This window comes from Bradyrhizobium sp. SRS-191 (assembly GCF_024586915.1).
Classification (GTDB): Bacteria; Pseudomonadota; Alphaproteobacteria; order Rhizobiales; family Xanthobacteraceae; genus Bradyrhizobium.
Map to the genome: position 1 here is coordinate 23690 of NZ_JANBVS010000021.1, position 21271 is coordinate 44960.

At 66.6% G+C, this 21271-nt stretch carries 25 protein-coding genes; 13 read left to right on the forward strand and 12 right to left on the reverse strand.

Annotated elements, in window-relative coordinates; all coding sequences use genetic code 11:
• The first annotated feature begins 89 nt into the window (after positions 1-89).
• Positions 90-1025 (forward strand): 2-dehydro-3-deoxygalactonokinase, encoded by a 936-nt coding sequence (locus NLR35_RS28560; RefSeq protein ID WP_257169972.1) that lies wholly within the window; start codon positions 90-92, stop codon positions 1023-1025.
• Positions 1022-1660 carry a 2-dehydro-3-deoxy-6-phosphogalactonate aldolase gene (locus NLR35_RS28565; RefSeq protein WP_257169881.1) on the forward strand — a complete coding sequence of 213 codons (639 nt, stop codon included), beginning with the start codon at positions 1022-1024 and terminating at the stop codon, positions 1658-1660. The genes NLR35_RS28560 and NLR35_RS28565 overlap by 4 nt, the downstream gene beginning before the upstream one ends.
• 37 nt (positions 1661-1697) lie before the next feature.
• Here NLR35_RS28565 and NLR35_RS28570 read toward each other — a convergent pair whose 3' ends face one another.
• Entirely contained in the window at positions 1698-1904 is a 207-nt protein-coding gene (locus NLR35_RS28570; protein ID WP_257169980.1) for a hypothetical protein, read from the reverse strand.
• A 204-nt stretch (positions 1905-2108) separates the two neighbouring features.
• Here NLR35_RS28570 and NLR35_RS34270 point away from each other — a divergent pair, with 204 nt between their 5' ends.
• From NLR35_RS34270 to NLR35_RS28595, 5 genes are all read left to right on the forward strand, one after another.
• Positions 2109-2393 carry a phosphatase PAP2 family protein gene (locus NLR35_RS34270; protein WP_308774782.1) on the forward strand — a complete coding sequence of 95 codons (285 nt, stop codon included), beginning with the start codon at positions 2109-2111 and terminating at the stop codon, positions 2391-2393.
• On the forward strand, positions 2390-2737 hold the full coding sequence (locus NLR35_RS28580; RefSeq protein ID WP_257169882.1) for a DUF3147 family protein: 348 nt from the start codon (positions 2390-2392) through the stop codon (positions 2735-2737). The genes NLR35_RS34270 and NLR35_RS28580 overlap by 4 nt, the downstream gene beginning before the upstream one ends.
• Complete coding sequence (locus NLR35_RS28585) at positions 2737-3237, forward strand: DUF3147 family protein (RefSeq protein WP_257169883.1); 501 nt, start codon at positions 2737-2739, stop codon at positions 3235-3237. The genes NLR35_RS28580 and NLR35_RS28585 overlap by 1 nt, the downstream gene beginning before the upstream one ends.
• Positions 3238-3493: 256 nt before the next feature.
• Positions 3494-3949 (forward strand): MarR family winged helix-turn-helix transcriptional regulator, encoded by a 456-nt coding sequence (locus tag NLR35_RS28590; protein WP_257169884.1) that lies wholly within the window; start codon positions 3494-3496, stop codon positions 3947-3949.
• The gene (locus NLR35_RS28595; protein ID WP_257169885.1) at positions 3946-5844 is read left to right on the forward strand and encodes an FUSC family protein; all 1899 of its coding nucleotides are present in this window, start codon (positions 3946-3948) and stop codon (positions 5842-5844) included. Before NLR35_RS28590 ends, NLR35_RS28595 begins: the two co-directional genes overlap by 4 nt.
• On the opposite strand, the gene NLR35_RS28600 is transcribed toward NLR35_RS28595, so the two are convergent.
• The gene (locus NLR35_RS28600) at positions 5841-8495 is read right to left on the reverse strand and encodes an alpha/beta hydrolase fold domain-containing protein (protein ID WP_257169886.1); all 2655 of its coding nucleotides are present in this window, start codon (positions 8493-8495) and stop codon (positions 5841-5843) included. The genes NLR35_RS28595 and NLR35_RS28600 overlap by 4 nt on opposite strands.
• Positions 8496-8782: 287 nt before the next feature.
• Between NLR35_RS28600 and serA the strand changes: the two genes are divergently transcribed.
• Together serA and NLR35_RS28610 are read left to right on the forward strand one after the other, a co-directional pair.
• Complete coding sequence (gene serA, locus NLR35_RS28605; protein ID WP_257169887.1) at positions 8783-10030, forward strand: phosphoglycerate dehydrogenase; 1248 nt, start codon at positions 8783-8785, stop codon at positions 10028-10030.
• Between the two features lie 19 nt (positions 10031-10049).
• A complete protein-coding gene (locus NLR35_RS28610) occupies positions 10050-10529 on the forward strand; it encodes a TOBE domain-containing protein (protein ID WP_257169888.1) in 480 nt (159 codons plus the stop codon).
• Here the strand turns inward: NLR35_RS28610 and NLR35_RS28615 are convergent.
• From NLR35_RS28615 to NLR35_RS28650, 8 genes are all read right to left on the reverse strand, one after another.
• On the reverse strand, positions 10438-10860 hold the full coding sequence (locus tag NLR35_RS28615; protein WP_257169973.1) for a winged helix-turn-helix domain-containing protein: 423 nt from the start codon (positions 10858-10860) through the stop codon (positions 10438-10440). The two genes, NLR35_RS28610 and NLR35_RS28615, sit on opposite strands and share 92 nt — an antisense overlap.
• 36 nt (positions 10861-10896) lie before the next feature.
• The gene (locus NLR35_RS28620; RefSeq protein ID WP_257169889.1) at positions 10897-11448 is read right to left on the reverse strand and encodes a DUF2478 domain-containing protein; all 552 of its coding nucleotides are present in this window, start codon (positions 11446-11448) and stop codon (positions 10897-10899) included.
• 11 nt (positions 11449-11459) lie between these two features.
• Positions 11460-12323, reverse strand: coding sequence for a xanthine dehydrogenase (locus NLR35_RS28625; RefSeq protein ID WP_257169890.1), 864 nt, complete (start codon positions 12321-12323; stop codon positions 11460-11462).
• Positions 12324-12530: 207 nt separating this feature from the next.
• Positions 12531-13625, reverse strand: coding sequence for a molybdenum ABC transporter ATP-binding protein (modC, locus tag NLR35_RS28630; protein WP_257169891.1), 1095 nt, complete (start codon positions 13623-13625; stop codon positions 12531-12533).
• Positions 13622-14311, reverse strand: a complete 690-nt coding sequence (gene modB / locus NLR35_RS28635; RefSeq protein WP_257169892.1) for a molybdate ABC transporter permease subunit — start codon at positions 14309-14311, stop codon at positions 13622-13624. Before modB ends, modC begins: the two co-directional genes overlap by 4 nt.
• Positions 14312-14337: 26 nt before the next feature.
• Positions 14338-15105, reverse strand: coding sequence for a molybdate ABC transporter substrate-binding protein (modA, locus tag NLR35_RS28640; protein WP_257169974.1), 768 nt, complete (start codon positions 15103-15105; stop codon positions 14338-14340).
• 658 nt (positions 15106-15763) lie between these two features.
• Entirely contained in the window at positions 15764-17338 is a 1575-nt protein-coding gene (locus NLR35_RS28645; protein ID WP_257169893.1) for an amidase family protein, read from the reverse strand.
• Between the two features lie 25 nt (positions 17339-17363).
• Positions 17364-18782 carry a M20 family metallopeptidase gene (locus NLR35_RS28650; RefSeq protein WP_257169894.1) on the reverse strand — a complete coding sequence of 473 codons (1419 nt, stop codon included), beginning with the start codon at positions 18780-18782 and terminating at the stop codon, positions 17364-17366.
• Positions 18783-19085: 303 nt separating this feature from the next.
• On the opposite strand from NLR35_RS28650, the gene NLR35_RS28655 reads away from it, so the two are divergent.
• Positions 19086-19331, forward strand: a complete 246-nt coding sequence (locus NLR35_RS28655; RefSeq protein WP_257169895.1) for a hypothetical protein — start codon at positions 19086-19088, stop codon at positions 19329-19331.
• Between the two features lie 5 nt (positions 19332-19336).
• Here the strand turns inward: NLR35_RS28655 and NLR35_RS28660 are convergent, their stop codons facing one another.
• Both NLR35_RS28660 and NLR35_RS28665 read right to left on the reverse strand, forming a co-directional pair.
• The gene (locus NLR35_RS28660; RefSeq protein ID WP_257169896.1) at positions 19337-19525 is read right to left on the reverse strand and encodes a hypothetical protein; all 189 of its coding nucleotides are present in this window, start codon (positions 19523-19525) and stop codon (positions 19337-19339) included.
• 66 nt (positions 19526-19591) lie between these two features.
• Complete coding sequence (locus tag NLR35_RS28665; protein ID WP_257169897.1) at positions 19592-19747, reverse strand: hypothetical protein; 156 nt, start codon at positions 19745-19747, stop codon at positions 19592-19594.
• 122 nt (positions 19748-19869) lie between these two features.
• Between NLR35_RS28665 and NLR35_RS28670 the strand changes: the two genes are divergently transcribed.
• From NLR35_RS28670 to NLR35_RS28680, 3 genes are all read left to right on the forward strand, one after another.
• Entirely contained in the window at positions 19870-20448 is a 579-nt protein-coding gene (locus NLR35_RS28670) for a cytochrome c oxidase subunit 3 family protein (RefSeq protein ID WP_257169898.1), read from the forward strand.
• A 3-nt stretch (positions 20449-20451) separates the two neighbouring features.
• Positions 20452-20715 carry a cytochrome C oxidase subunit IV family protein gene (locus NLR35_RS28675; protein WP_257169899.1) on the forward strand — a complete coding sequence of 88 codons (264 nt, stop codon included), beginning with the start codon at positions 20452-20454 and terminating at the stop codon, positions 20713-20715.
• 102 nt (positions 20716-20817) lie between these two features.
• A complete protein-coding gene (locus tag NLR35_RS28680) occupies positions 20818-21270 on the forward strand; it encodes a cytochrome c (protein ID WP_257169900.1) in 453 nt (150 codons plus the stop codon).
• The last annotated feature ends 1 nt before the right edge of the window (position 21271 follow it).

A 21271-nucleotide genomic window follows, 5' to 3' on the forward strand; every position in this document is an offset into this window, starting at 1 on the left:
GTGCATAAACGTGCATGATGCAGATTGTTGTTTTCGCGGGCCGCCGAGCATGCCATTGCCAGGACGTTGAAGTGTTTCGGGAGCAGGATGTGACCGCCGCCCATTCGTCAGATACGCCGGCCTTTGTCGCGGTCGACTGGGGAACCTCCAGCTTCCGCGCTTGGCTGATGGCCTCGGATGGAGTGCAACTCGCCGAGACGCGCGGCAGCGAAGGCATGCTGCACTGCGCGACCGCGGGCTTCGGCCCCGTGCTGCATGATCATCTCGAGAAGCTCGGCGCCGCAGCCGACCTGCCCGTGCTGATCTGCGGCATGGCTGGCGCGCGGCAGGGCTGGGTCGAGGCGCCGTATCTGCACACGCCGACACGACTCGATGCGCTTCACGCCGGTGCGATCCGTGTGGACACCGATGGCGATGTCCGCATTTTGCCCGGGCTCGCTCAGGCCCGCGCCGACCGCCCCGATGTGATGCGCGGCGAAGAGACCCAGTTGCTGGGCGTCACCGAGCCGGAATTTTCAGGCCTCGTGTGCATTCCCGGCACCCACAGCAAATGGATCCGGATCGAGGCGGGCGCCGTAATCGAATTCGCGACCTACATGACGGGCGAACTGTTCGCCGTGCTCTCCCAGCACAGCATTCTGATGCACGCGGTCATGCCGGATGGGGAAGATGCCGCGGACGGCGTGGCATTCCACGCCGGCCTCGCGACGGCGCAGGCAGCCCCGACCGCTCTGAGCAGCACGCTGTTTCGCCTGCGTGCGGCGCAACTGCTCGGTTTCGAGCAACGCGCCGATGGCGCCGCGCGATTGTCCGGGCTGTTGATCGGCACTGAGATCGCCGACGCTCGCGCGCGGTTCGGCGCAGACTATCCGCTTCGGCTCATCGGAGCAGGCCGGCTCGGCCATCTCTATCGCGATGCGTTGATCGCAAGTGGATTCACTGTAAACGAATGCGACGCCGAACAGGCGTCACGCGGCGGCCTTGTGAAAGCAGCCCGGCAGATCTGGGGAGCGCGTTTCTCATGACACAGTCCATTCCCTGGCCGACCGTCAAGCGGTCGCTCGTGGCGATCCTGCGCGGCATCAAGCCCGACGAAGCCGAGGCGATCGTCGACGCCCTGATCGAGGCCGGCTTCGAGGTAGTCGAGGTGCCGCTCAACTCGCCCGATCCGTTCGTCTCGATCGAACGGCTGGCGAAGCGGTTCGGGACGAATTGCCTGATCGGCGCGGGGACAGTGGTGAATGCCCCGGATTGCGTGCGCGTCGCGGAGGCCGGCGGGCGGTTGATGGTCAGCCCGAATGTCGATGCTGAAGTGCTGGCAACGGCGCAGGCCTACGACATGGTGACCATGCCCGGCGTGTTCACGCCGTCCGAGGCGTTCCTTGCCCTGCGCTCCGGCGCGTCGGCGTTGAAGTATTTTCCCGCAGCGGTGCTCGGCCCTTCGGGAATCGCAGCGCAACTGGCTGTGTTGCCAAAGGGCGTCGTCGTCGGAGCCGTCGGGGGAGTGTCCGACAAAAATCTCGCGTCCTACGTTGCGGCCGGCGTCACCGCGTTCGGTCTCGGCTCGAGCCTCTACAAACCGGGGATGACGGCGAGCGATGTGCGGGAAACGGCGCGGGCCTCTGTTCACGCCTATGACGCGGCTGTTGCCAAAGGTTGATGGCCTATCGCTCGTACATGACGGTTCCGTGACGCATTTATGAAACTGGTGTCGGCCGTCGGCGTTGGAAAGGAACTTGTGTTTGTTCTCTCAACGCCACGGCAATGCGCAGCGCGATCGGAAGAAGCTTCACTCCGCGGACGCAATCGAAACGGCCCGGTCTTCGCGCCGCGATCCGCGTGAAGCCGACCGCGATCGACAGGACGATCGCGGATCTTGCGGCCCACGCGATCATGCCGTTCATTCAGACGCTCGGACGTGGTCTGTCCTGGGGCGCGGATGAAAAGGTCTGGCTGGCGCTGAGCGCGGTCGGATGGATCGTCAGCCGCGGACAAACCCGCTCTGTTCAACGCGCCGCGAACCACGCGCTCCTCGTGAGCGTCACCGTTTCGGCACTGCCGCATGTGATGAAATCGGTGTTCAACCAGACGCGGCGAGATCGAGAACAGTGCAAGGTCATCTCAACGGCGTGCAGCTGTCGGGCCACGCGGAGGACGCCTTCCCGTCAGGGCACGCGCTGCATATGGGAGCGCTGTACTCAGGAGCCGGCACGCTGCCGACTCCCGTGCGGATGGGACTCAGGAGCATCGCAGTCGGCCTCTGCGCCACCCGCATCCTCATCCTGGCGCATTGGGCCAGCGATGTCGCCGCGGGCTTCCTGATGGGGGCTCTGGTCGAACGCGGGCTGCGCCTGTGGACCGGCTATGGACAGGACAGAGCCAGTCCCACATGACCGAATATCTCATTCGCTTTCTGATCGGCGGCGTCATCGTCTCGGCTTTCGCCGTGATCGGCGACGTGCTGCGTCCGAAGAGTTTTGCCGGCCTGTTTGGCGCGGCGCCGTCGGTGGCCTTGGCGACGCTGGGCGTTGCGGTGGTGACGCATGGCGCCGCCTATGCCGCCGTGCAGGGCCGTTCGATGATGTTCGGCGCGGTTGCGCTCTGCCTCTACAGCGTCGCGGTGTGTCAGCTTCTGATGCGATTTCATCTGCGCGCGCTCACGGCGAGCCTGCTCGCAACGGTGGTGTGGCTGGTCGCCGCGTTCGGGCTGCAAGCGATTGTCTCCGGAGGCGCGTGATGCTGATCCGGTTGTCTCCGTCATCGCTGAAGGACGGCAGGTGGCACGAATACGTGGTTCGATTCGTGCTTGGCGGGGCCGCGACCGTCGTGACGGGACTGATCGCCAAGCGCTTTGGGGCTGCGGTCGGTGGGCTCTTCCTTGCGCTGCCCGCGATTTTCTGCGCCAGCGTGACCTTGATCGAGACGCATGAGATCAGGCGCAAGCGCCATGAAGGGCTGGCCGGTGACCGGCGCGGGCGCGAAGCGGCGGCGTTGGACAGCGCGGGCGCGGCGATCGGCAGCATCGGCCTGTTGGCCTTTGCTGCCGTGTTCTCTCTGCTCGTCCAATCCGGCGTCGCGATCGCCTTTGTTATGGCTATGGAAGCATGGCTCACGATCTCGGTGAGCGCGTGGTGGATCAGGCGCAAGCTCCGCATCACCACCGCGCGCAGGAGGGTGGGGCGATCGGAGGCGAATTTGCGGGCGAATAGGCCGCTGGCCAGTTCGCCCCCGCGCTGATCTTCCGCGAACTGCCGTCATCCCACCGCGCGGACACGTGCAGCGCTCCGCCGGGCGAAAAATCAGCCGCGGTCGAGAGGCCAACGGTCGCGGTGGACTGGGCCAGAAGCGTTCCCTTGCTGTGTGATACAACAGGATCGAGGTTACCCGGCGATCGCGCGGCCTCGTGCCCATGCGCCGGACGCGGAGCAGCTCGGCGCATGCCGATCCGAAAATAGATTGAATTCAAATCATTTTGGTCCAAGTGATTGCGCGCATGGCCTCGCCTCCGTCCACCGCCCGTCTTCGTTTTGGCTTCGCGCTCGTTGGGCTCGCCCGCCGCTGGCGGCGGGCGCTCGACGAGCGGATGGGCGCGCTCGGTCTGTCGGATGCGGCCTGGCCGCCGCTGGTGCATCTCGACCGGTTCGGCGACGGCATCACCCAGAATGAGCTGGCGGCGCGCTGCGGCATCGACGGTTCGAGCCTGGTGCGTCTCCTGGACATCCTAGGCGAGCGCGGCCTGATCGAGCGGCGGGTCTCCCCGAACGACCGCCGCTCGCGGCTGGTGTTTCTCACCGCAAAGGGCAGGCGGCTGCTGACCTCAGTGTATCTCGTCCTGCAGGAGGCCGAGAGCGAGATGCTCCGGGACATCGACGACACGCGCCTGCAGGCGACGCTCGACATGTTCGCCAGGATCGAGCTGCGGCTCGGCGAAGGAGACGATGACGAATGAACGCGCCAACCGCCTCGAGGCTCGGCTTCGATGGAGCCAAGCTGGCCTTCGGCTTTCGGACAGCGACCGCCGCCTGTCTCGCGCTCCTGCTGGCCTGGCTGGCCGGATTGGAGCACCCGCAATGGGCGGGCATGACGGTGTGGGCGGCATCGCAGCCGCTGCGCGGACATCTTCTGGAAAAGAGCGAGGCCCGGCTCGCCGGCACCATCATCGGTGTCGTGTTCGGCCTGGCGTTGATGCGCATCTCGCGCGGCGATCCGACAGTCCTCGTGATCGGCATCTCGCTCTGGATCGGCCTATGCGCCTTCGCCGGCAATCTCGTCCGCGGCTACGCGTCCTATGCCGCGCTTCTCTCGGGCTATTCGGCGGCCATGGTGGCGCTGCTCGACGCGGCTCATCCCGAGCATGTGCTGGCCCTGGGCGCCGATCGTGTGCTCACCGTCGCCGTCGGCATTCTGGCCGCGCTGCTCGTGGGCTGGCTGTTCGCCGCGCCCGGCGACGACGTGTCGGTCCTGGAGAAGGTCCGTCTTCTGAACGCGCGGCTGGTTGCCGATATCGTCGCGCGGCTGAACGGTGCGCCGGTCTCGGAGAACGGGCAGCGTTCGATTCTCACGGACATCTCCGCGCTCGAGGGCCTGCTCGACCTGCATGGCGCCGGCTCGCGCAACCGACGGCGATTGGTTCGCAAGGTCCGCGCTGTCCTGGCGGCGCAGGTGTCGGCCGTGCTCTGGCTGCGCTCGGACGACAGTCGCGCCATCGACGCATCGCTGGTCGGTCTATCGGCGGATACGAAGCTGTCCGACACCGGAGTTTCTGCGCCTGCGCTGCGGCACTTGTGCGAGGCGGTGGTCGCCGCGACTCCACAGGGCGCGCTGACCTCGGTGCTGAACGATCTGGTCGTGTCGACAACAAGCCTGGATGATCTCGACGACGGCCCGGCCACCGATCTGCTTCTTCATCGCGATTGGATGCTGGCGCGCCGCGCGATGTTGCGCGCCTTCGTCGCGATGCTCGCCACCGGTCTGGTCTGGCTCGTGACCGGCTGGGAGATGGGCGGCTTCATGATGCTCGGCGCGGCGATCATGCTGTCGGTGTTCTCGACCTTCGAGAAGCCGGCCGCGATCCTGCCTCACGTTCTGGCTGGACAGGTGCTGGGGGCGGGTCTCGCGCTGATCTGCCGCTGGCTGGTCTGGCCCCATGTCGGCGGATCGCTCGGAGCTGTTCTGGCGATGGTCCCCTTCATCCTGCTCTGTGCGCCGTTGTCGGCGCATCGCCTGACCCAGCGCATGGCGTTCGACGTCAGCATGGTGATGTTGCTGATGCTGCAGCCGAGCGGGCCGCAGACCATGACGTTCGGGCATTCGCTGATGGCCAGTCTGGCCGTGGTCGCAGGACCGGTGGTCGGACTGCTCGCCTTCAGCCTGATCTATCCCGTCGACAGCCGCCGGCGCTACGAGGCCGTGAGATATGCGATGATCGACGATCTCGAGCACCTCGCGGCGAGTGCCCTGCAGTCGGACCGCCGCAAGCAATGGCGCGCGCTGCTGCACCATCGCGTCCTGCTCGCCGTGTATTGGGGGGAACGCGCCTCCTATCCGACGCCGCGCCTCGCCGAGGATGCCCTGGCGTTGCTGCATGTCGGACAGGCGATCGAGCAGCTCGGCGAGCTCGCCGCACGTGCGACGTCGCCCGGCGTCAAGCGGCGCTGCGCGGCGACGCTGGAGCGGCTGCACCGGATCGGCACGGACCCGCTGCGCGCGGCGCGTGCCTTGCTCGCTATGGTCCGCCGGCTGCCGGCCGAGATGACCGGCGGCACGATGGTCCTGGCGCAGGCGGCGGCGAAACTCGCCGAGCGCCCGGCAGCCTTTCGCAAGACGGCTTCCGGCGCGCGCTAGCTCGCCGCGGCGTTGATCTCCGGCGAACTGCTGTCTTCCGCGGACTGCGTGAACGCTTGCAGCGCCTCGGCCATCTGGATGCGGCCGCCGACGCCGGTGATGACCACGTCCACCATCGTGAGCGATGAGTGGAAATGGCCGCGCGCCTTGAGCTGGCCGACCGGAACGCCGGCGGCAGAGAGCGCCTCGGCATAGGCGATACCCTCGTCACGCAGCGGATCGAACTCGCAGGTGACGATGTAGGCCGGCGGCAATCCCTTCAATTGTCCGCGCAGCGGCGACACGCGGGGATCGGTGCGGTCGGCCGGCGAGCAGTAGATGTCCCAGAACCAGTACATCAAGCCGCGCGTCAGGAAGTAGCCGGCCGCGTTGTCCACGTAGGACGGGCGATCGAAGCTGCAATCGGTCACCGGGCACACCAGCAACTGACCGCCGATCGCGGGGCCGCCGCGGTCGCGCGCCAGCTGACAGGTGACGGCGGCGATGTTGCCCCCGGCGCTCCAGCCCGCGACCAGTACAGGGCCCTCGCGACCGCCGAGCTCTGCCGCGTGCTCGGCAACCCATTTGGCCGCGGCATAGCCGTCCTCGGCGGCCGCCGGGAAGCGATGCTCGGGCGCGTGGCGGTAGTTCACGCTGACGAAGATCATGTTGGAGCGGCGGCACATGTCGCGGCAGAACGGATCGTCCGACTGCTCGTCGCCGAGCACCCAGCCGCCGCCGTGGAAGTAGACCACGATCGGATGCGGTCCCGGGGTTGCCGGCCGGTAGAGGCGGTAGGCGAGGGGGCCTTCGGCGCCCTGCAACGTCCCGTCCTTGACCTCGCCGACGGGGCGTCCCGGCGGCCTGGCCTTGTTGAATTCGGCGATGAAGTCGCGTGCGCCCTGCGCGCCCATCGATTCGATCGGCGGCAGGTTCATCTCGGTGAGCATGTTCAGCACCAACCGGACATCCGGCTGCAGCTTCACGATCTCGCCGTCATTGCATTGCGTCGCGCCGTCCGGACCCGTGAGTTTGAAGCCGAGCATGCCGCGGCTGACGATCTCGTTGCAGATGCCGCGATAGGGCCCGACGCCGCCGGTATAGGGCATCAAGGTCTGCGGCTTGCCCGGCACGTTGGCGCCCGTGTACCAGGTGTTGGCGAGCCGGTGCAGCGTGACTGTCGAGCAATCCGCCATGTGTCGCATCCAGCCGTCCTGCGCCGTCTCGGTCGGCTCGATCGTCGTAAAGCCGGCGTCGCGCATCGCGGCGAGCCGATCGACCACGAAGTCGACATGCTGCTCGATCGACACCGCCATGTTCGACAGCACCGAGGGGCTACCGGGTCCGGTGATCAGGAACAGGTTGGGGAAGCCGGCGACGGTGAGACCGAGATAGGTCTCGGGGCCATTCGCCCAGCTGTCGTCGAGCGACTTGCCGCCGCGGCCCTTGATCGGATGCACCGCGCGGATCGCGCCGGTCATGGCGTCGAAGCCGGTCGCGAACACGATGACGTCGACGTCGAAGCTGCGCTTGTCGGTCTTGATCGCGCCGGTGGTGATGGACGCGATCGGCTCCTTGCGCAGGTTCACCAGCGTCACGTTCGGACGGTTGAACGTCGCGTAGTAGTTGGTGTCGAGGCACGGACGCTTGGCGCCGAAGGGATGATCGTGAGGCGTGAGCGCCTCGGCCGTCTCGGGGTCCTTGACGATCTCGCGGATCTTTTCGCGGATGAGATCGGCGAGCAGCGCGTTGCCGTCGGCGTCGACGCCCTGGTCGGCCCACAGCTGCGTCAGCATGCCGACGAGATCGCCGGAGGCCCACATCTTCTCGAAGCGCTCGCGGCGCTCGGCATCGCTCAGCGCCCAGCTGAACTCGATGGCCGGCGGGATCGGCACGCCCGTCATCGACCAGCGCGCCTGCTCGCGCAGGCCGGCGCGATCCTGTGCGAGCTGCGCGGCGCGATCGGCCGGCAGCGGACCGTTATGCGCGGGGAGAGCGAAGTTCGGGGTCCGTTGGAAGACGGTCAGCTGCGCCGCCTGCTCGGCAACGATCGGGATCGACTGGATGGCCGACGAACCGGTGCCGATCACGGCCACACGCTTGCCCCGGAGGTCGACGCCGTCATGCGGCCAGCGGCTGGTGAAGTAGATCTCGCCCTTGAAGTCGTGCACGCCGTCGATTTCCGGCGGCTTCGGCTGCGACAGGCAGCCGGTGGCCATGATGTAGTGGCGGCAGGACACGGCGGGGCCGTTGTCGGTCGTCAGCAGCCAGCGCTCCTTGCCTTCATCCCAGGCGGCGCCGAGCACGCGGGTGCCGAAACGGATGTCGCGGCGCAGGTCATAGCGATCGGCCACGAAGCCGAGATAGCGCAGGATCTCCGGCTGGGTTGCGTATCTCTCCGACCATTGCCAGGCGGTCTCGAGCTCGGGATCGAAGGTGTAGCCGTAGTCGACGGTCTGGATGTCGCAGCGCGCGCCCGGATAGCGGTTCCAGTACCATGTGCCGCCGACATCATGGGCGGTATCGAGCGCCACGGTCGAGAACCCCGCCTTGCGCAGCCGATGCAGCAGGTACAATCCCGCAAACCCGGCGCCGACGACGGCAACGTCCACCGTCTGGGTTTCGCCGTGAGTCGATTCCTGTGCGCGTGCCTCGACCAGACCGTCTGACATGCTGACCTCCCGATGATTTTATGATTGCCGGGAAGGCTAGCCTTGCTCGTCTGGTTTGTCAGCACACAAAACAACGATCTGCGGTTGTTGCGCCGCAAGAGGCGGAGTGAATCCGGTATGCCAGGCGTTGATCTTGCATTGCCGCTCAAAACGCCGCTGCGGAGTGGACAAGACCCTGAGAAAGCGACAGAAAGCGCTTCTGCCGCTGCGCATTCACCAAGTTTCAACGCATCGCGACTGTAACAACCGCTACACTACGCCACACCCCGACTGAGTCAGGCCACGCCATGCCGCTATCGTTGCCCAAGCAAAAGATCCGCGTTCTGCTCCTGGAGGGCGTGAACGACTCGGCCGTCCGCATGTTCGAGGCCAGCGGCTATACTGAGGTCGAACGGCTGCCCAAGGCGCTCGGCTCGGCGGAATTGAAACGGATGCTGTCGGGCGTGCACATGCTCGGCATTCGCTCGCGGACCAATCTGACCGCCGACGTATTGCAGGCGGCCGACCGCCTCATGGCGGTGGGCTGCTTCTCGGTCGGCACCAACCAGGTCGATCTCGATGCCGCCAAGCGGCTCGGCATTCCCGTGTTCAACGCGCCCTATTCGAACACGCGCAGCGTCGCCGAACTGACCATCGCCGAGGTCGTGATGCTGATGCGGCGGATCTTCCCGCGCTCGGTGTCGGCGCATGCCGGCGGCTGGGACAAGTCCGCCAATGGCAGCCGCGAGGTACGCGGCAAGACGCTCGGCATCATCGGCTACGGCAATATCGGCTCGCAGCTGTCGAACCTCGCCGAAGCCATGGGCATGCGCGTGATCTTCTTCGATCTCACCGACAAGCTGCGTCATGGCAACACCGAGCCGGTCGAGAGCCTCGACGAGCTGCTGGCCAATAGCGACGTCGTCTCGCTGCACGTGCCGGAGACGCCGGCGACCGCGAACATGATTGGCGAGCGCCAGATCCGTCACATGAAGGACGGCGCTTACCTGATCAACAATTCGCGCGGCACGGTCGTCGACATCGACGCGTTGGCCAGCGCGCTGCGCGATGGCAAACTCTCGGGCGCGGCTGTGGACGTGTTCCCGGTCGAGCCGGCCTCGAACGCCGATCCGTTCGTGTCGCCGCTGCAAGGCCTACCCAATGTGATCCTGACCCCGCATGTCGGCGGCTCCACCGAGGAGGCGCAGGACCGCATCGGCGGTGAGGTCGCGCGCAAGCTGATCGATTATTCCGACGTCGGCTCGACCTTCGGCGCGGTGAACTTCCCGCAGGTGCAACTGCCGGCGCGTCCGACCGGCACGCGCTTCATCCACGTCCACCGCAACGTCCCCGGCGTGCTGCGGCAGGTCAACGAGGCGGTGGCGCGGCACAACATCAATATCCTCGCGCAGTATCTGCAGACCGATCCCGAGGTCGGCTACGTCGTGCTCGAAACCGACGTGGTCGGCGGCGAGGGTGAGGAGCTGCTGTCGGAGCTGCGGGCAGTGGAAGGCACCATCCGCGTCCGCGTGCTGTACGATCACGACCGGCCTTGAGCGCGGAAGGCTGACGTCGATGAGCGCACAGTCCCCATCCTCGTCAGCCTCCTCCGTCGTGCTCAGCACGACCGTTCCGGCGCGGGTGCTGCGGCATGATCCGCAATACGGCATGTCGACCTTGTTCTTCGCCGATGGCGAGCTGAGGGTGCCGATGGTCGATGCGGATGTCGATGCCGGAGTGTCGGTTACCATCGAGGCCCGCGACGTATCGATCGCGCTGTCGCGGCCGATGGACGTGTCGATCACCAATCGGCTGCCGGGCCGGATCGAAGAGATCCTGCCGCTCGATCCGCCCTACGTCCGCGTGACCTTCGATCTCGGCGCGACGAAGCTGCATGCGCTGGTGACCTTGGAGTCGGTCGAGCGGCTGGCGCTGGAGCCGGACCTCTCCGCCTGGGCCATGATCAAGAGCGTCGCGATCGGGCCCGGCGCGGTTCGGCCTTCGGAGCTGCCTCGGCCGCGCCGCTGGCCCGCTTCTGATAGCGGGGATCGGTAGCCTTCTGCAGCTCGCCCAGCGCCGCCGCGGTGGCGGTGCGCGTGCGTCGTTGCATCGATTGATACAGCGCGATCAGCCGCTCGCCGAACGGCGTGATCTCTGCGCCGCCGCCACGTCGACCCGGATGGGTCTCGAACACCGGCGTCTCGAAGGTGCGGTTGAGCGCATCGACCATCAGCCAGCACTTGCGATAGGAGATACCGCTCGCGCGCGCGGCGCCGAGGATCGAACGCTCCCTGCGGATGAACTCGATCAACTGCAGATCCTCCGGCGACAGGCTGCCGCCATTGCCGAAGTTGATGGTCAGTTCGATCTGCGCGGCGCGCTTCATGTCCATCCGATCAATCGTCACATGACCCTGATCATGTCATGCGCAAGCTCGCGATGTCATGACGCGACGAGACCAGTCCGTCAACCAGTCGGCGTGCCGAGCGACGTCCGCTGCAACGCATTCAGCCAAGCTGCCGGTATAATTTTGCCACTCGCTCATCATGGCCGGTGACACCGCAGTGATCACCGGAAGCCCTGCTGAGATCGCTGATCCGAACGCATCAGCAAGGCCGCCGCCCGCCGCTTCCTGTTTGCCGAACTTGCTGAGGATCACCACGTCGGTGCCGCGCGCGATCGACTGCTGCACGGCGGCGCAGGCGAGCACCAGGCCTTCGGGATCGAGGTTGCAGGCCAGCGACCCCGGACCGAGATCCTGCGAGATCGAGAACAGCCTGTTGTCATCGAGGCTGCGCAGCATCATGGCCTTGCACGGCTTGGCATTGTCCGCGCTGCTCTCGATCACGCCGGACACGCGCAATCCCGCGTCGGCGAGGCGCATGGCGAAATCGGCGAGCATCTCCTGGATCACGCTGGACGCGGCGCCTTGCAGCGCCACGATCTGGCACGACCCGATCTCAGCGACACCCATGGCAGTCCTCCTCACACTTTGGCGGAGACGCGGCCCGCCTTCCGACCGGTTTGCATGATCTGGTGAACGGCCGACACGACGCTCGCAGCGATCGATTGCCCGCGTTCGTCCATGCCGGTCCAGGCGGCGTGGCGTCCGCGCGGATCGATCTCGAGCAGCTTGACGTCGGCCGGCACCCGCATCCCGTCACGCGCGATGCCACGCAGCGCGCCGTCGAGCGGCGCCAGCACCGGCCTGCCGCCGAGCGAGCCGAGCTGCATCCCCTTGTATACGCGTGTGCCGATGTCGAGCGGCGTGTGCCAGACGGCGTCCTGGTCCGAGTAGACGAAGCGCTCGCGTCCGGCGCCGCCGAGATCGCGCGCCTTGCCGTCCGCGTTGCGCGTGGTGCCCTGCGCGACGATCGCACCGGTCTCGCACGGGTGCGTCTCGATCGCGACGTCGCAATTGTGCCCGACCGCGAAGCGCGGGCCGATGCCGACGGCAATGCCTGCGACGCCGCGCAGATCCGGCGTGGCCAGATGCTTCTGCATGCGGGCATCGACGATGACGGAGGGATAGCGGAAGGCGATGATGTCGGTGAGATGCATCCCGGTGACAACGACGAGGTTCGGCTCGCGATGAAGCCGGACGACGTCCGCGATGCTCTCGGCCCGGCCCCCGACCACGCCGCCGACCTTGCGCGCCTCGCCGAACAGCACGTCATGGAACGCCATGCCCCGGCGGATCACCGGAGGGAACGCGTCGTGACAGAGCACGATCGCGAAGCGGGCGTCACTGAGCTTTGCCGCAACTGCGGAGGCAATCTCGTTGGTGCCCAGCACCAGCGCCAGCGGCTTGGGCGCGTTCGGATGCCAGGTGACGGCGGCGGCTTTCATGCTGATGACCTCGTGTTGCGAGATCGAATTAGCAAGCGTCGGGCCAGCAGGCCGGGCGCGAGACAAGTCGTTCGAAGCCTTCACGAATCCCGGAACCATCGGGACGGCTTCGGGTATCAGCTGTATTGTTCAGGATATAACATGAGACGCTATATTGTCGCGTATACAACACGGCGTATTGCAGGAGGCGGGCGGGGACCTTCGATCTCAGGCGAGCGGCTCTTCGCGGCGGACCAGCGCGACGCCCTTGACCTGGGCATAGACGGGGAGCCCCTGCTGAAGCCCAAGCTCGTTCCACGAGCGCTGGGTGACGCGGGACAGCAGCCGCGCGCCCTGGCCATCCTCGCCGAGGCCGAGCAGGGCGGTGACGCGGTGATCCGACTGGCTGCGGATCTCGAGGATTCTGGCCCTGAGCACGTTGACGATGGTGCTGCGGCTCGGCGTTTCCAAGGCGAGGCTGACGTCGTCGGCCAGCACGCGCAGACGGCGGCGGGTCCCGAGCGTAAGCGGCTCGGCCGGCACCAGGAAGTATCCGCCGCCGACTTCGAGCGTCGCCATGCCGTCGGCCGCATCCTGCTTCAGCACGGTAGCGTCGAGGCTCACGGCGGCGTCGCGTGATAGCGCGAGCGGCAGCGACAGATCGGACTGCAGCTCTGACAGCGGACCCGACGCCAGCACGGCGCCATTGCGCATCAGCACCAGCTGATCGGCGAGCCGCTCGACCTCGGCGATGTCGTGGCTGATGTAGAGGATCGGCAGCACGAGCGCGGCGTGCAGCCGCTCCAGATAGGGCAGGATCTCGTCCTTGGTCATCTGGTCGAGCGCCGATAGCGGCTCGTCCATCAGCAGGAGCTTGGGCTGGCTGAGCAGCGCGCGGCCGATGGCGACGCGCTGCCGCTCGCCGCCGGAGAGATGCCGAGGCGAGCGTTCCAGCAGCCTGGCGATGCCCAAGAGCCCTACGATCTCGTCGAAGCCGATTGCGCCGGCTCCGGCCTTGCCGGGATGGCCATACATCAGGTTGCGGCGAACCGAGAGGTGCGGAAACAGATTGGCTTCCTGAAACACGTAGCCGATCGGACGCTGATGCACGGGACGGAAGGTCTTCTCGTCCTGCCAGACATCGCCGGCGACGGAGCACATCCCGTCCAGACGGTTGAGCCCGGCAATGCAGCGCATGACCGCGGTCTTGCCGCAGCCGGAGGGGCCGAAGATCGCGGTCACGCCGCGCGCCGGCACCTCGAAGCGTGCGTTCAGCTCGAAGCGCCCGAGCGTGCCGCGGAAGTCGACCTTGACCGTGCTCATGAGGTACTTTTCGTCATCTTCTTCTCGATCAGCATCATCGTGAGAATGACGGCAAACGAGAACACGACCATGCCGAGCGCCAGCACGGAGGCCTCGGTCCATTGCGACGTCTCGACATAGTCGTAGATCGCGACCGACAGCACCTTGGTCCTGCCGGGAATGCTGCCGCCGATCATCAGCACGACGCCGAACTCGCCCACCGTGTGAGCGAAGCCGAGGATCGCGCCGGTGAGAAAGCCCGGGCTCGCCAGCGGCACGGCGATGGTCCAGAACGCGCGCCAGGGCGAGGCACGCAAGGTGGCGGCCGCCTCCATCGGCTTCTCGCCCATCGCCTCGAAGGCATTGCGGATCGGCTGCACCACGAACGGCATCGAGAACAGCACCGAGCCGATCACGAGGCCCGGAAAGGTGAAGGCCAACGTGCGCGCGCCCCACAGCGAGGCCAGTGCGCCGCCCGGTCCGCTCGGGCCGAGCGCGACCAGCAGATAGAAGCCGAGCACGGTCGGCGGCAGCACCAGGGGGATCGCGACCAGCGCTGCAACCGCCTCCTTCCACCACGCCCGCGATCGCGCCAGCCACCACGCGATCGGCGTGCCCACGAGCATCAGGATGACGGTCGTGAGCGCCGCGAGTTCGAGGGTCAGCCGGATCGGTTGCCAGATATCGGCAGAAACGTGGAGGTTCATCCTTTGGGCATCATCGATCGATGGGCTCAGCTGCCGGACTTCGGATCCAGAGCATAGCCGAACTTCTCGATGACGGCACGGGCTTCCGGTGTCTTGAGGAAGGCCAGGAAGGCGGTTGCCGCCTCGTTGCCGGCCGAGGCCTTCAGCAGCACCGCATCCTGCCGGATCTCGCTATAGAGGTTCTGCGGCACTAGCCAGCGCGAGCCGCCTGCGTTCGGCATCAACTGCGACAGCGCGACGAAGCCGAGCTCGGCATTGCCGGTGTCGACGAACTGGAACGCCTGCGAGATGGTGTTGCCCTGGACGATCTTCGGCTGCACCGCCTCATACAGCTTGAGCGCGTTCAGCGCTTCGATGGCGGCAGCGCCATAGGGCGCTGCGGTCGGATTGGCGATCGAGAGCTTGTTGAACGCGTTCGCCTTCAGGGTCTCCTCGCCCTTCACCGTGTTCGGATCCTTGCTCCATAGCACGAGCTTTCCGATCGCATAGGTGAAGCGGCTGTCGGCGACACCCAGGCCGTCATCGACGAGCTTCTTCGGCCGCTCGTCATCCGCGGAGAGCAGGATCGCGAACGGTGCGCTCTCCTTGATCTGCGTGTAGAACTGCCCGGAGGAGCCGAAGCTCAGCACCACCTCGTGGCCGGTCTTGGCCTTGAACAGGCTCGCGATCTCCTTGGCCGGCTCGGTGAAGTTGGCCGCCACGGCAACGTTGGCGCTGCCGGCAAACGCGTTTGCGCTGGTCAGCAGGGCAAGGGCCGCGCCCAGGGCGGCAGTGGCGAAGCGCATCGATCTCATCATTTTGTCCTTATCGTATCCACCAAGACGGGTCGCGACGGTGAAATTGCAAGTCCCGTTCCGGCGCACCGGCCTGCGCCGATGCCATGCTGTATCCATTTGTATATATCAGAATAGACAGCTCGATCGGTTCCCGTCAACACGAGGGCAGCCTCGTGCCGAGGCGATGCGCGTCCCCTGTTCGACTTACGACAATGGCTGCGGCGGCGTGTCGCAAACACGACGGCCAGAGAATGAAGGGCGTGTCGGAATAGGCGCGTCCGCTGCAGAAGATCGCACCGAAGCGTCACGGCGTAGTGGGGCGATCGCCTTCGCGGGGTGATGACAGATGAATGCGTGGTGGGATTTTGCCCAGCTCATGCGCTCATGGGCTGCGAGTTGGAACGGCCCCACGACACATTCGGTGTCGTCCCGGCCTCGAGCCGGGACCCATAGCCACCGGCGGGTGTGTGAGGCAGGACGGTAGCTCAGGATGTGCCCCCCACGTCTGCCTGTGGTTATGGATCACGGATCTTCGCGCGCGATGCGCGCTCGTCGGGGATGACGGCGGTGGGTGGGGCGGTGGTAACGCCGAACGCTCGCTGTCATCGCCCGGGGGACGATGACAGCGAGGGTCAAATGGTTCATGTGGACGCGAACAGGACCTGGAACAGGTCGTCTAGCCCAGCGTCTGCCAGAGCTGCTTGACGAGCACACCGGCGCGCTTCTCGATCGCCGCTGCGGCGTCCAGCGCGAGGTCCTCGCGATAACGGCCCGCGATCAGCTGGACGCCGATCGGCTGGCCATTATGGACCGTGACCGGAACGACCGCGCCGGGCAGGCCGAGCACGTTGATCGCCGAAATGAAGCGGATCTCGTTGAAGAAGATCTCCTGCACCCGCTCGGCGCTGACGGTGTCGTCGCGCGGACCGGGCGTCGGCTTCACCGCGGTCGGCGCCAGCACCACCGGATAGTCCTCCAAGAACAGCTGCCAGGCGCGGATATGCGTCGAGCGCTGCGCCGTCGCATTCATCCAGCCGGCGAGGTCGAGGATCTCGGCCTTCGCCCGCATCCCGCCCCATGCCTTGTGGAAGTCCTCCGAGGTGACGGCGAGCATCTTCGCCTCCTGCATCACCACCACTTCGGTGGTGATGACATCGCACCAGGTCTGCCACACGCCGGAGATGTCGGGGACCTCGACCTCGCTGACGCGGTAGCCGGAGCGCTCCAGATGATCGGCAGCCTGCCGGAGCGCCGCGCGCACCGAGGGATCGACGTCCATGTCGTCGGGGATCTTGGCCAGCGCGACCTTGATCGGCCGCTTGGGCTTGTCGCCCTCGAGCGGCGCCGGCACCCACCAGGGATCGCGCGGATCGCGCCGGCTCATCACCTCCAGCGCCAGCCGGACATCGGCGACGCTGCGCGCCAGCGGACCCTGCGACGACATCAGATGCGCCAGCATCGGCCGCTCGCCCGCGGCGCTCTCATTGTAGGCGGGGATACGCCCCTGCGTCGGCTTGATCGTCACGACGCCGTTGCAATGCGCCGGCCAGCGCAGCGACCCGCCGATGTCGTTGCCATGCGCGATGGTGCCGATGCCGGCAGCGACGGCGCTGCCTGCGCCACCCGACGAGCCGCCGCAGGTGATCTCAGGATCCCACGGGTTCAGCGTCAGCCCGTGCAGCGGATTGTCGGTGAAGCCGCGAAACGAGAATTCCGGCGTGTTGGTGAGACCGAGCACGATCGCACCGGCCTTCTTGAGGTTGCGCACGACGGGCGCGTCCGACGGCGCGATGATCCCCATCTGCGCCGGGACGCCGTTGGGATTCGGCCGACCCTCGTAGTCAACGTTCTCCTTGATCGTGACGGGCACGCCGTGCAGCAAGCCGGACTTGTCGCGGGCCTTGTCGGCGGCGCGCGCGGCCTTCAGGGCTTCGTCGCTGAGATCGACAACGACCGCGTTGAGCTTCGGATTGACCTCATGCATGCGCGCGATGTGCGCCTGGGTCACCTCGACCGAGGAGACGACGCCCGAGCGGATCGCCGCCGCCGTCTCGACCGCCGACCATTGCCAGGCCGGCCCCTTCGGCAGCCGCGGCTTTGCCGCAGCCGCCTTCGCCGGCGGTTTGGGTGCCGCCTTGGTTACAGTCTTCGCCTTCGCCGAAGGTTTCGCCTTGGCCACGGTGCGCGCGGTGGCGCGCTTCGGAACCGGCCGGGCGGCTTTTGTCGCCGGCTTCTTTGCTGTCTTTGCCATTGTGTTCTCCCCCCGGGTTTTCGTCTCAGGCGACCGACATCGTCAGCGGCGGCTCGACATCTTCGGGCAGCGGGCTGACATAGGGCGTGCGCGTCGTCCGCTTGGTCAGGTCGGCCTTGGCGGCTGCGATCAGAGCGGGCTCGTTGAGCGCCTTGATGCCGAGTCCGGCCATCGCCTTGGCTGCCTGCACCATGGCCTTGTGGGCGGCTGGCGTCTTGCCTTGCGCGACCACCTGCCAGGTGTGGAACGGCGTGCCGATCGCGACCGTCGGGGCGTGGACCTGCACCGTCGGCACCACCCAGCTGACGTCGCCGACATCGGTCGAGCCGATCTGCGGATTGCGCTTGGTATTGAGCGGCACGAGGAAGTCGGCGAGCGGCTTGTCGGACGGCTCCATGCCGATGCTGTAGTAGACCGACTCGATGTCCTTGTCGGTCAAGGTCGCCTGGATCTGCCCGGCGAAATCCCTGTCGCTGTCGTCGAAATGCGGCGGCCCGAGCTCCTGCATCACCTCGTACAGCGCCTCTTCGAGCGGCGTGTTCGGCAGGATGTTGGAGACCGCCGAGATGATCTTCATCTCGACCTTGGTCTCGGTCATCATCGCCGCGCCCTGCGCGATCTTGTGCACGCGCCCGACCAGCTCGTTCATACCGGGCAGGTCGCGGGCGCGGATCGAGTAGCGCACGCGGGCATGCGCCTGCACGACGTTGGGCGCGATGCCGCCGGTGTCGAGCAGCGCGTAGTGCACGCGGGCGTCGCTCGGCATGTGCTCGCGCATGTAGTTGACGCCGACATTCATCAGTTCGACCGCGTCGAGCGCGCTGCGGCCGAGATGCGGCGAGGCGGCCGCATGGGAGGTGCGGCCGGTGAAGATGAAGTCCGCGCGGGTGTTGGCCAGAGACGGTGTCATCACCACTTCCCAGAAGCTGGAGGGATGCCAGGTGATGGCGATGTCGGCATCCTCGAACGCGCCCGAGCGCACCATGAAGGCCTTGGCGGCGCCGCCTTCCTCGGCTGGACAGCCGTAGTAGCGCACCCGTCCCGGAACCTTGTTCGCGGCGAGCCAGTCCTTCACGGCGGTCGCTGCGAGCAGCGCAGCCGAGCCCAGGAGATTGTGGCCGCAGCCGTGGCCATGACCGCCGGTCTCGACCGGCCGATGTTCGGCGACGCCGGCTTCCTGAGAGAGGCCGGGCAGGGCGTCATACTCGCCCATGAAGGCGATGACCGGACCGCCTTCACCCCATTCGCCCATCAGCGCGGTCGGAATCCCTGCGACCTTCTCGGTGATGCGAAAACCCTGGTGCTTCAGCTCGGCGAGATGTTCGGCAGAGGAGCGGGCCTCGGTGTAGCAGACCTCCGGCATGCTCCACACGCGGTCGCTGAGCTCGATGAAACGGGTCTTGATCGCGTCAACGCCGCGCCAGATCTCGCTGCGATTGTCCATCTCCGGTCTCGTCCTCTTTAGCCGATGGGAAGCCGGCATGGTTATCAGCTAAGTTCCCGCGCGCCTAGCGATCCCCGGCGGGAGCAGCCATGCGACCGGTGCCAAGCCGCGGGCGCGGGCTCCAAGCCTTGAGCAGGCGATGCCGGGATTGAATGCAGTGCGATGATTTCCGCGCCGCAACGTCGTGCGTCCTTGGCGCCGTGTTCTCACATTTCGGAACTGCCGACGTGCGCGGTTACCGCGCGCCGCTCCAGGAACGATCCCAGTCTCCTCCTGTTCTCGCTTCCAGGAGCGCGGATTGCTATGCGTGCAGGACCGATCACCATCATCGTTGCATTGCTGCTGATCCTCGGGGCCGTGGCCATGTTTGCCTATCAGGGGCTGACACTGCCCGGCGCCCCCATGCCGACCGACGGATGGATCGCGCTCACGCTCGGCGTGGTGTTTTCGCTGATCGTGGGGATCGGGCTGATGGTGCTGCTGTTCTACAGCAGCCGCAGGGGATACGACGAGCCGTCACATTTCACGCCGGAAGATCCCCGGGACTGAGCGGCTCATTCCGGCCGCGGCGGATGCTCCGTACGCGGATGCCGGTCGTGCAGCAGCTTCGCCAGCTGATGCCGCAGATCGTCGTGGCCGCGCATCGCGGTCTCGAACAGCGCCTCCTGGATATCGCGCGGCATGTCGCCCCATACGCCGATCGCGGCGTTGCCGAGCAGCTCGGCGAATCGATTGTCGTCCATGCGGCACCTCCGGACGATGTTACGCCCTGGTGCCGCGAAGGTTCCAAGCGGCTTACTGCAAGCGGCCTACTGGGTGACGAACAGGACAGTGGCGATCGCCACCGACGCCGCAATGGCTGACACGGTGCCGGCGGTCGACAGCACGCCCATGCGCCGCATCGCCGCGGCAAAGAGGATGATGATCGGCGTTGCGGTGACGAGGCCGAGCTGGGCTTCGGTCATGAGATCCTGCTCCCGGTGCTGTCGTCGATCACTAGCGCATTCCTGCGCCGCGCTGTTTGTGCACCGACAAAGAGGATGTCCAGTCTCCTGACTAGCTTCGCGACATCCAATCGGAGGCGGCGATGTCGGCACTCACATGCGAGCCACAGGAAGAGGAGCGCTGGGGCGCGTTCGACGGGCTGCCCGGCGACGTCATGATGTGGGTGCTGATCCTCAGCGAGCTCGTCGCCTTCGGCCTGCTGCTCGGCGCCTTTGTCGTCGCACGCGCGGTCAATCCGGCGGTGTTCGCTGACGGGCAGGCCACCCTCGACGGGCCGCTCGCCGCTTTGAACACGATCGTGCTGGTGACGAGCGGCTGGGCCGCGGCGCGCGCAGCCGCGGCCGCGCGGTGCGCATCGCCGCGCAGCGCGCGGCGCTGGATCGCGCTGGCCATGACGCTCGGCGTTGCGTTCATCGCCATCAAGCTGACCGAGTACGGCCACGAGATCGCGTCCGGCGCGAGCCTCGAATCGTCGGTCTTCTTCACGCTCTACTTCCTGCTGACAGGGTTCCACCTGCTGCACGTCGCGCTCGGGATCGTCATCCTCGCCGTCGTCGGCCGCAGCGCCGCGCCCCATGGCGTCGAGACCGGAGCCGCGTTCTGGCACATGGTCGACCTGGTGTGGATCGTGATGTTCCCGATCGTCTATCTGGTGGGGTGAGCCATGCTGCGCGACCGTCTCGATCTCGCCTGGCTTCAGCTGCTGGGCCTTGCCGCGGCCACCCTCGCCGCCCCGCTGCTGGTGCCGAACAGGTGGCTGCTCAATGCCCTGGTCCTTTCGCTCGCCGTTGCGAAGGGCAGGGTGATCGTCCTCGACTATCTCGGCCTGCGGCAGGCGCCAATGCTGTGGCGCGGGCTGCTCACCACCTGGCTCGCCGGCCTTGCGGCCTTTGCCGCGCTCGCGGTTGCGGCCCGTGCACTGGTCTGACGGCTGATCGTCGCGCTGGTTGCGCCCCGACAAAGAGCCCCTCGGCATCGCCGATAGATTGCCTGCACACCACGATTCTTCACCAACCGGAAAGGACGTGTCATGGCGGAACGCCTGACCAAGTCGGCCGCGCGGAACGTCTTCTACGGCGGTTCGGCCTTCTTCTTTGCGATCTTCCTCGGGCTGACCGCGCACAGCCATTACTACATGGTCACGACCTCGACCAAGGCGTCGACGCTCTCCGACGGCGTCGCGCGCGGCAAGCATGTCTGGGAGAAGAACTCCTGCATCAACTGCCACACCCTGCTCGGCGAGGGCGCCTATTTCGCGCCTGAGGTCGGTAACGTCTGGGACCGCTGGGGCGGCAGAGAGGATCCGGCGGCAGCCCGCGAGATGCTGAAGTCCTGGATGCAGTCGCAGCCCTCCGGCGCGCCGGGCCGGCGGCAGATGCCGCAGTTCAACCTGACCGACCAGGAGCTCAACGACCTCGCTGACTTCCTGCAATGGACCGACACGATCAAGCGCCAGGACTGGCCGCCGAACAAGGCCGGCTGAG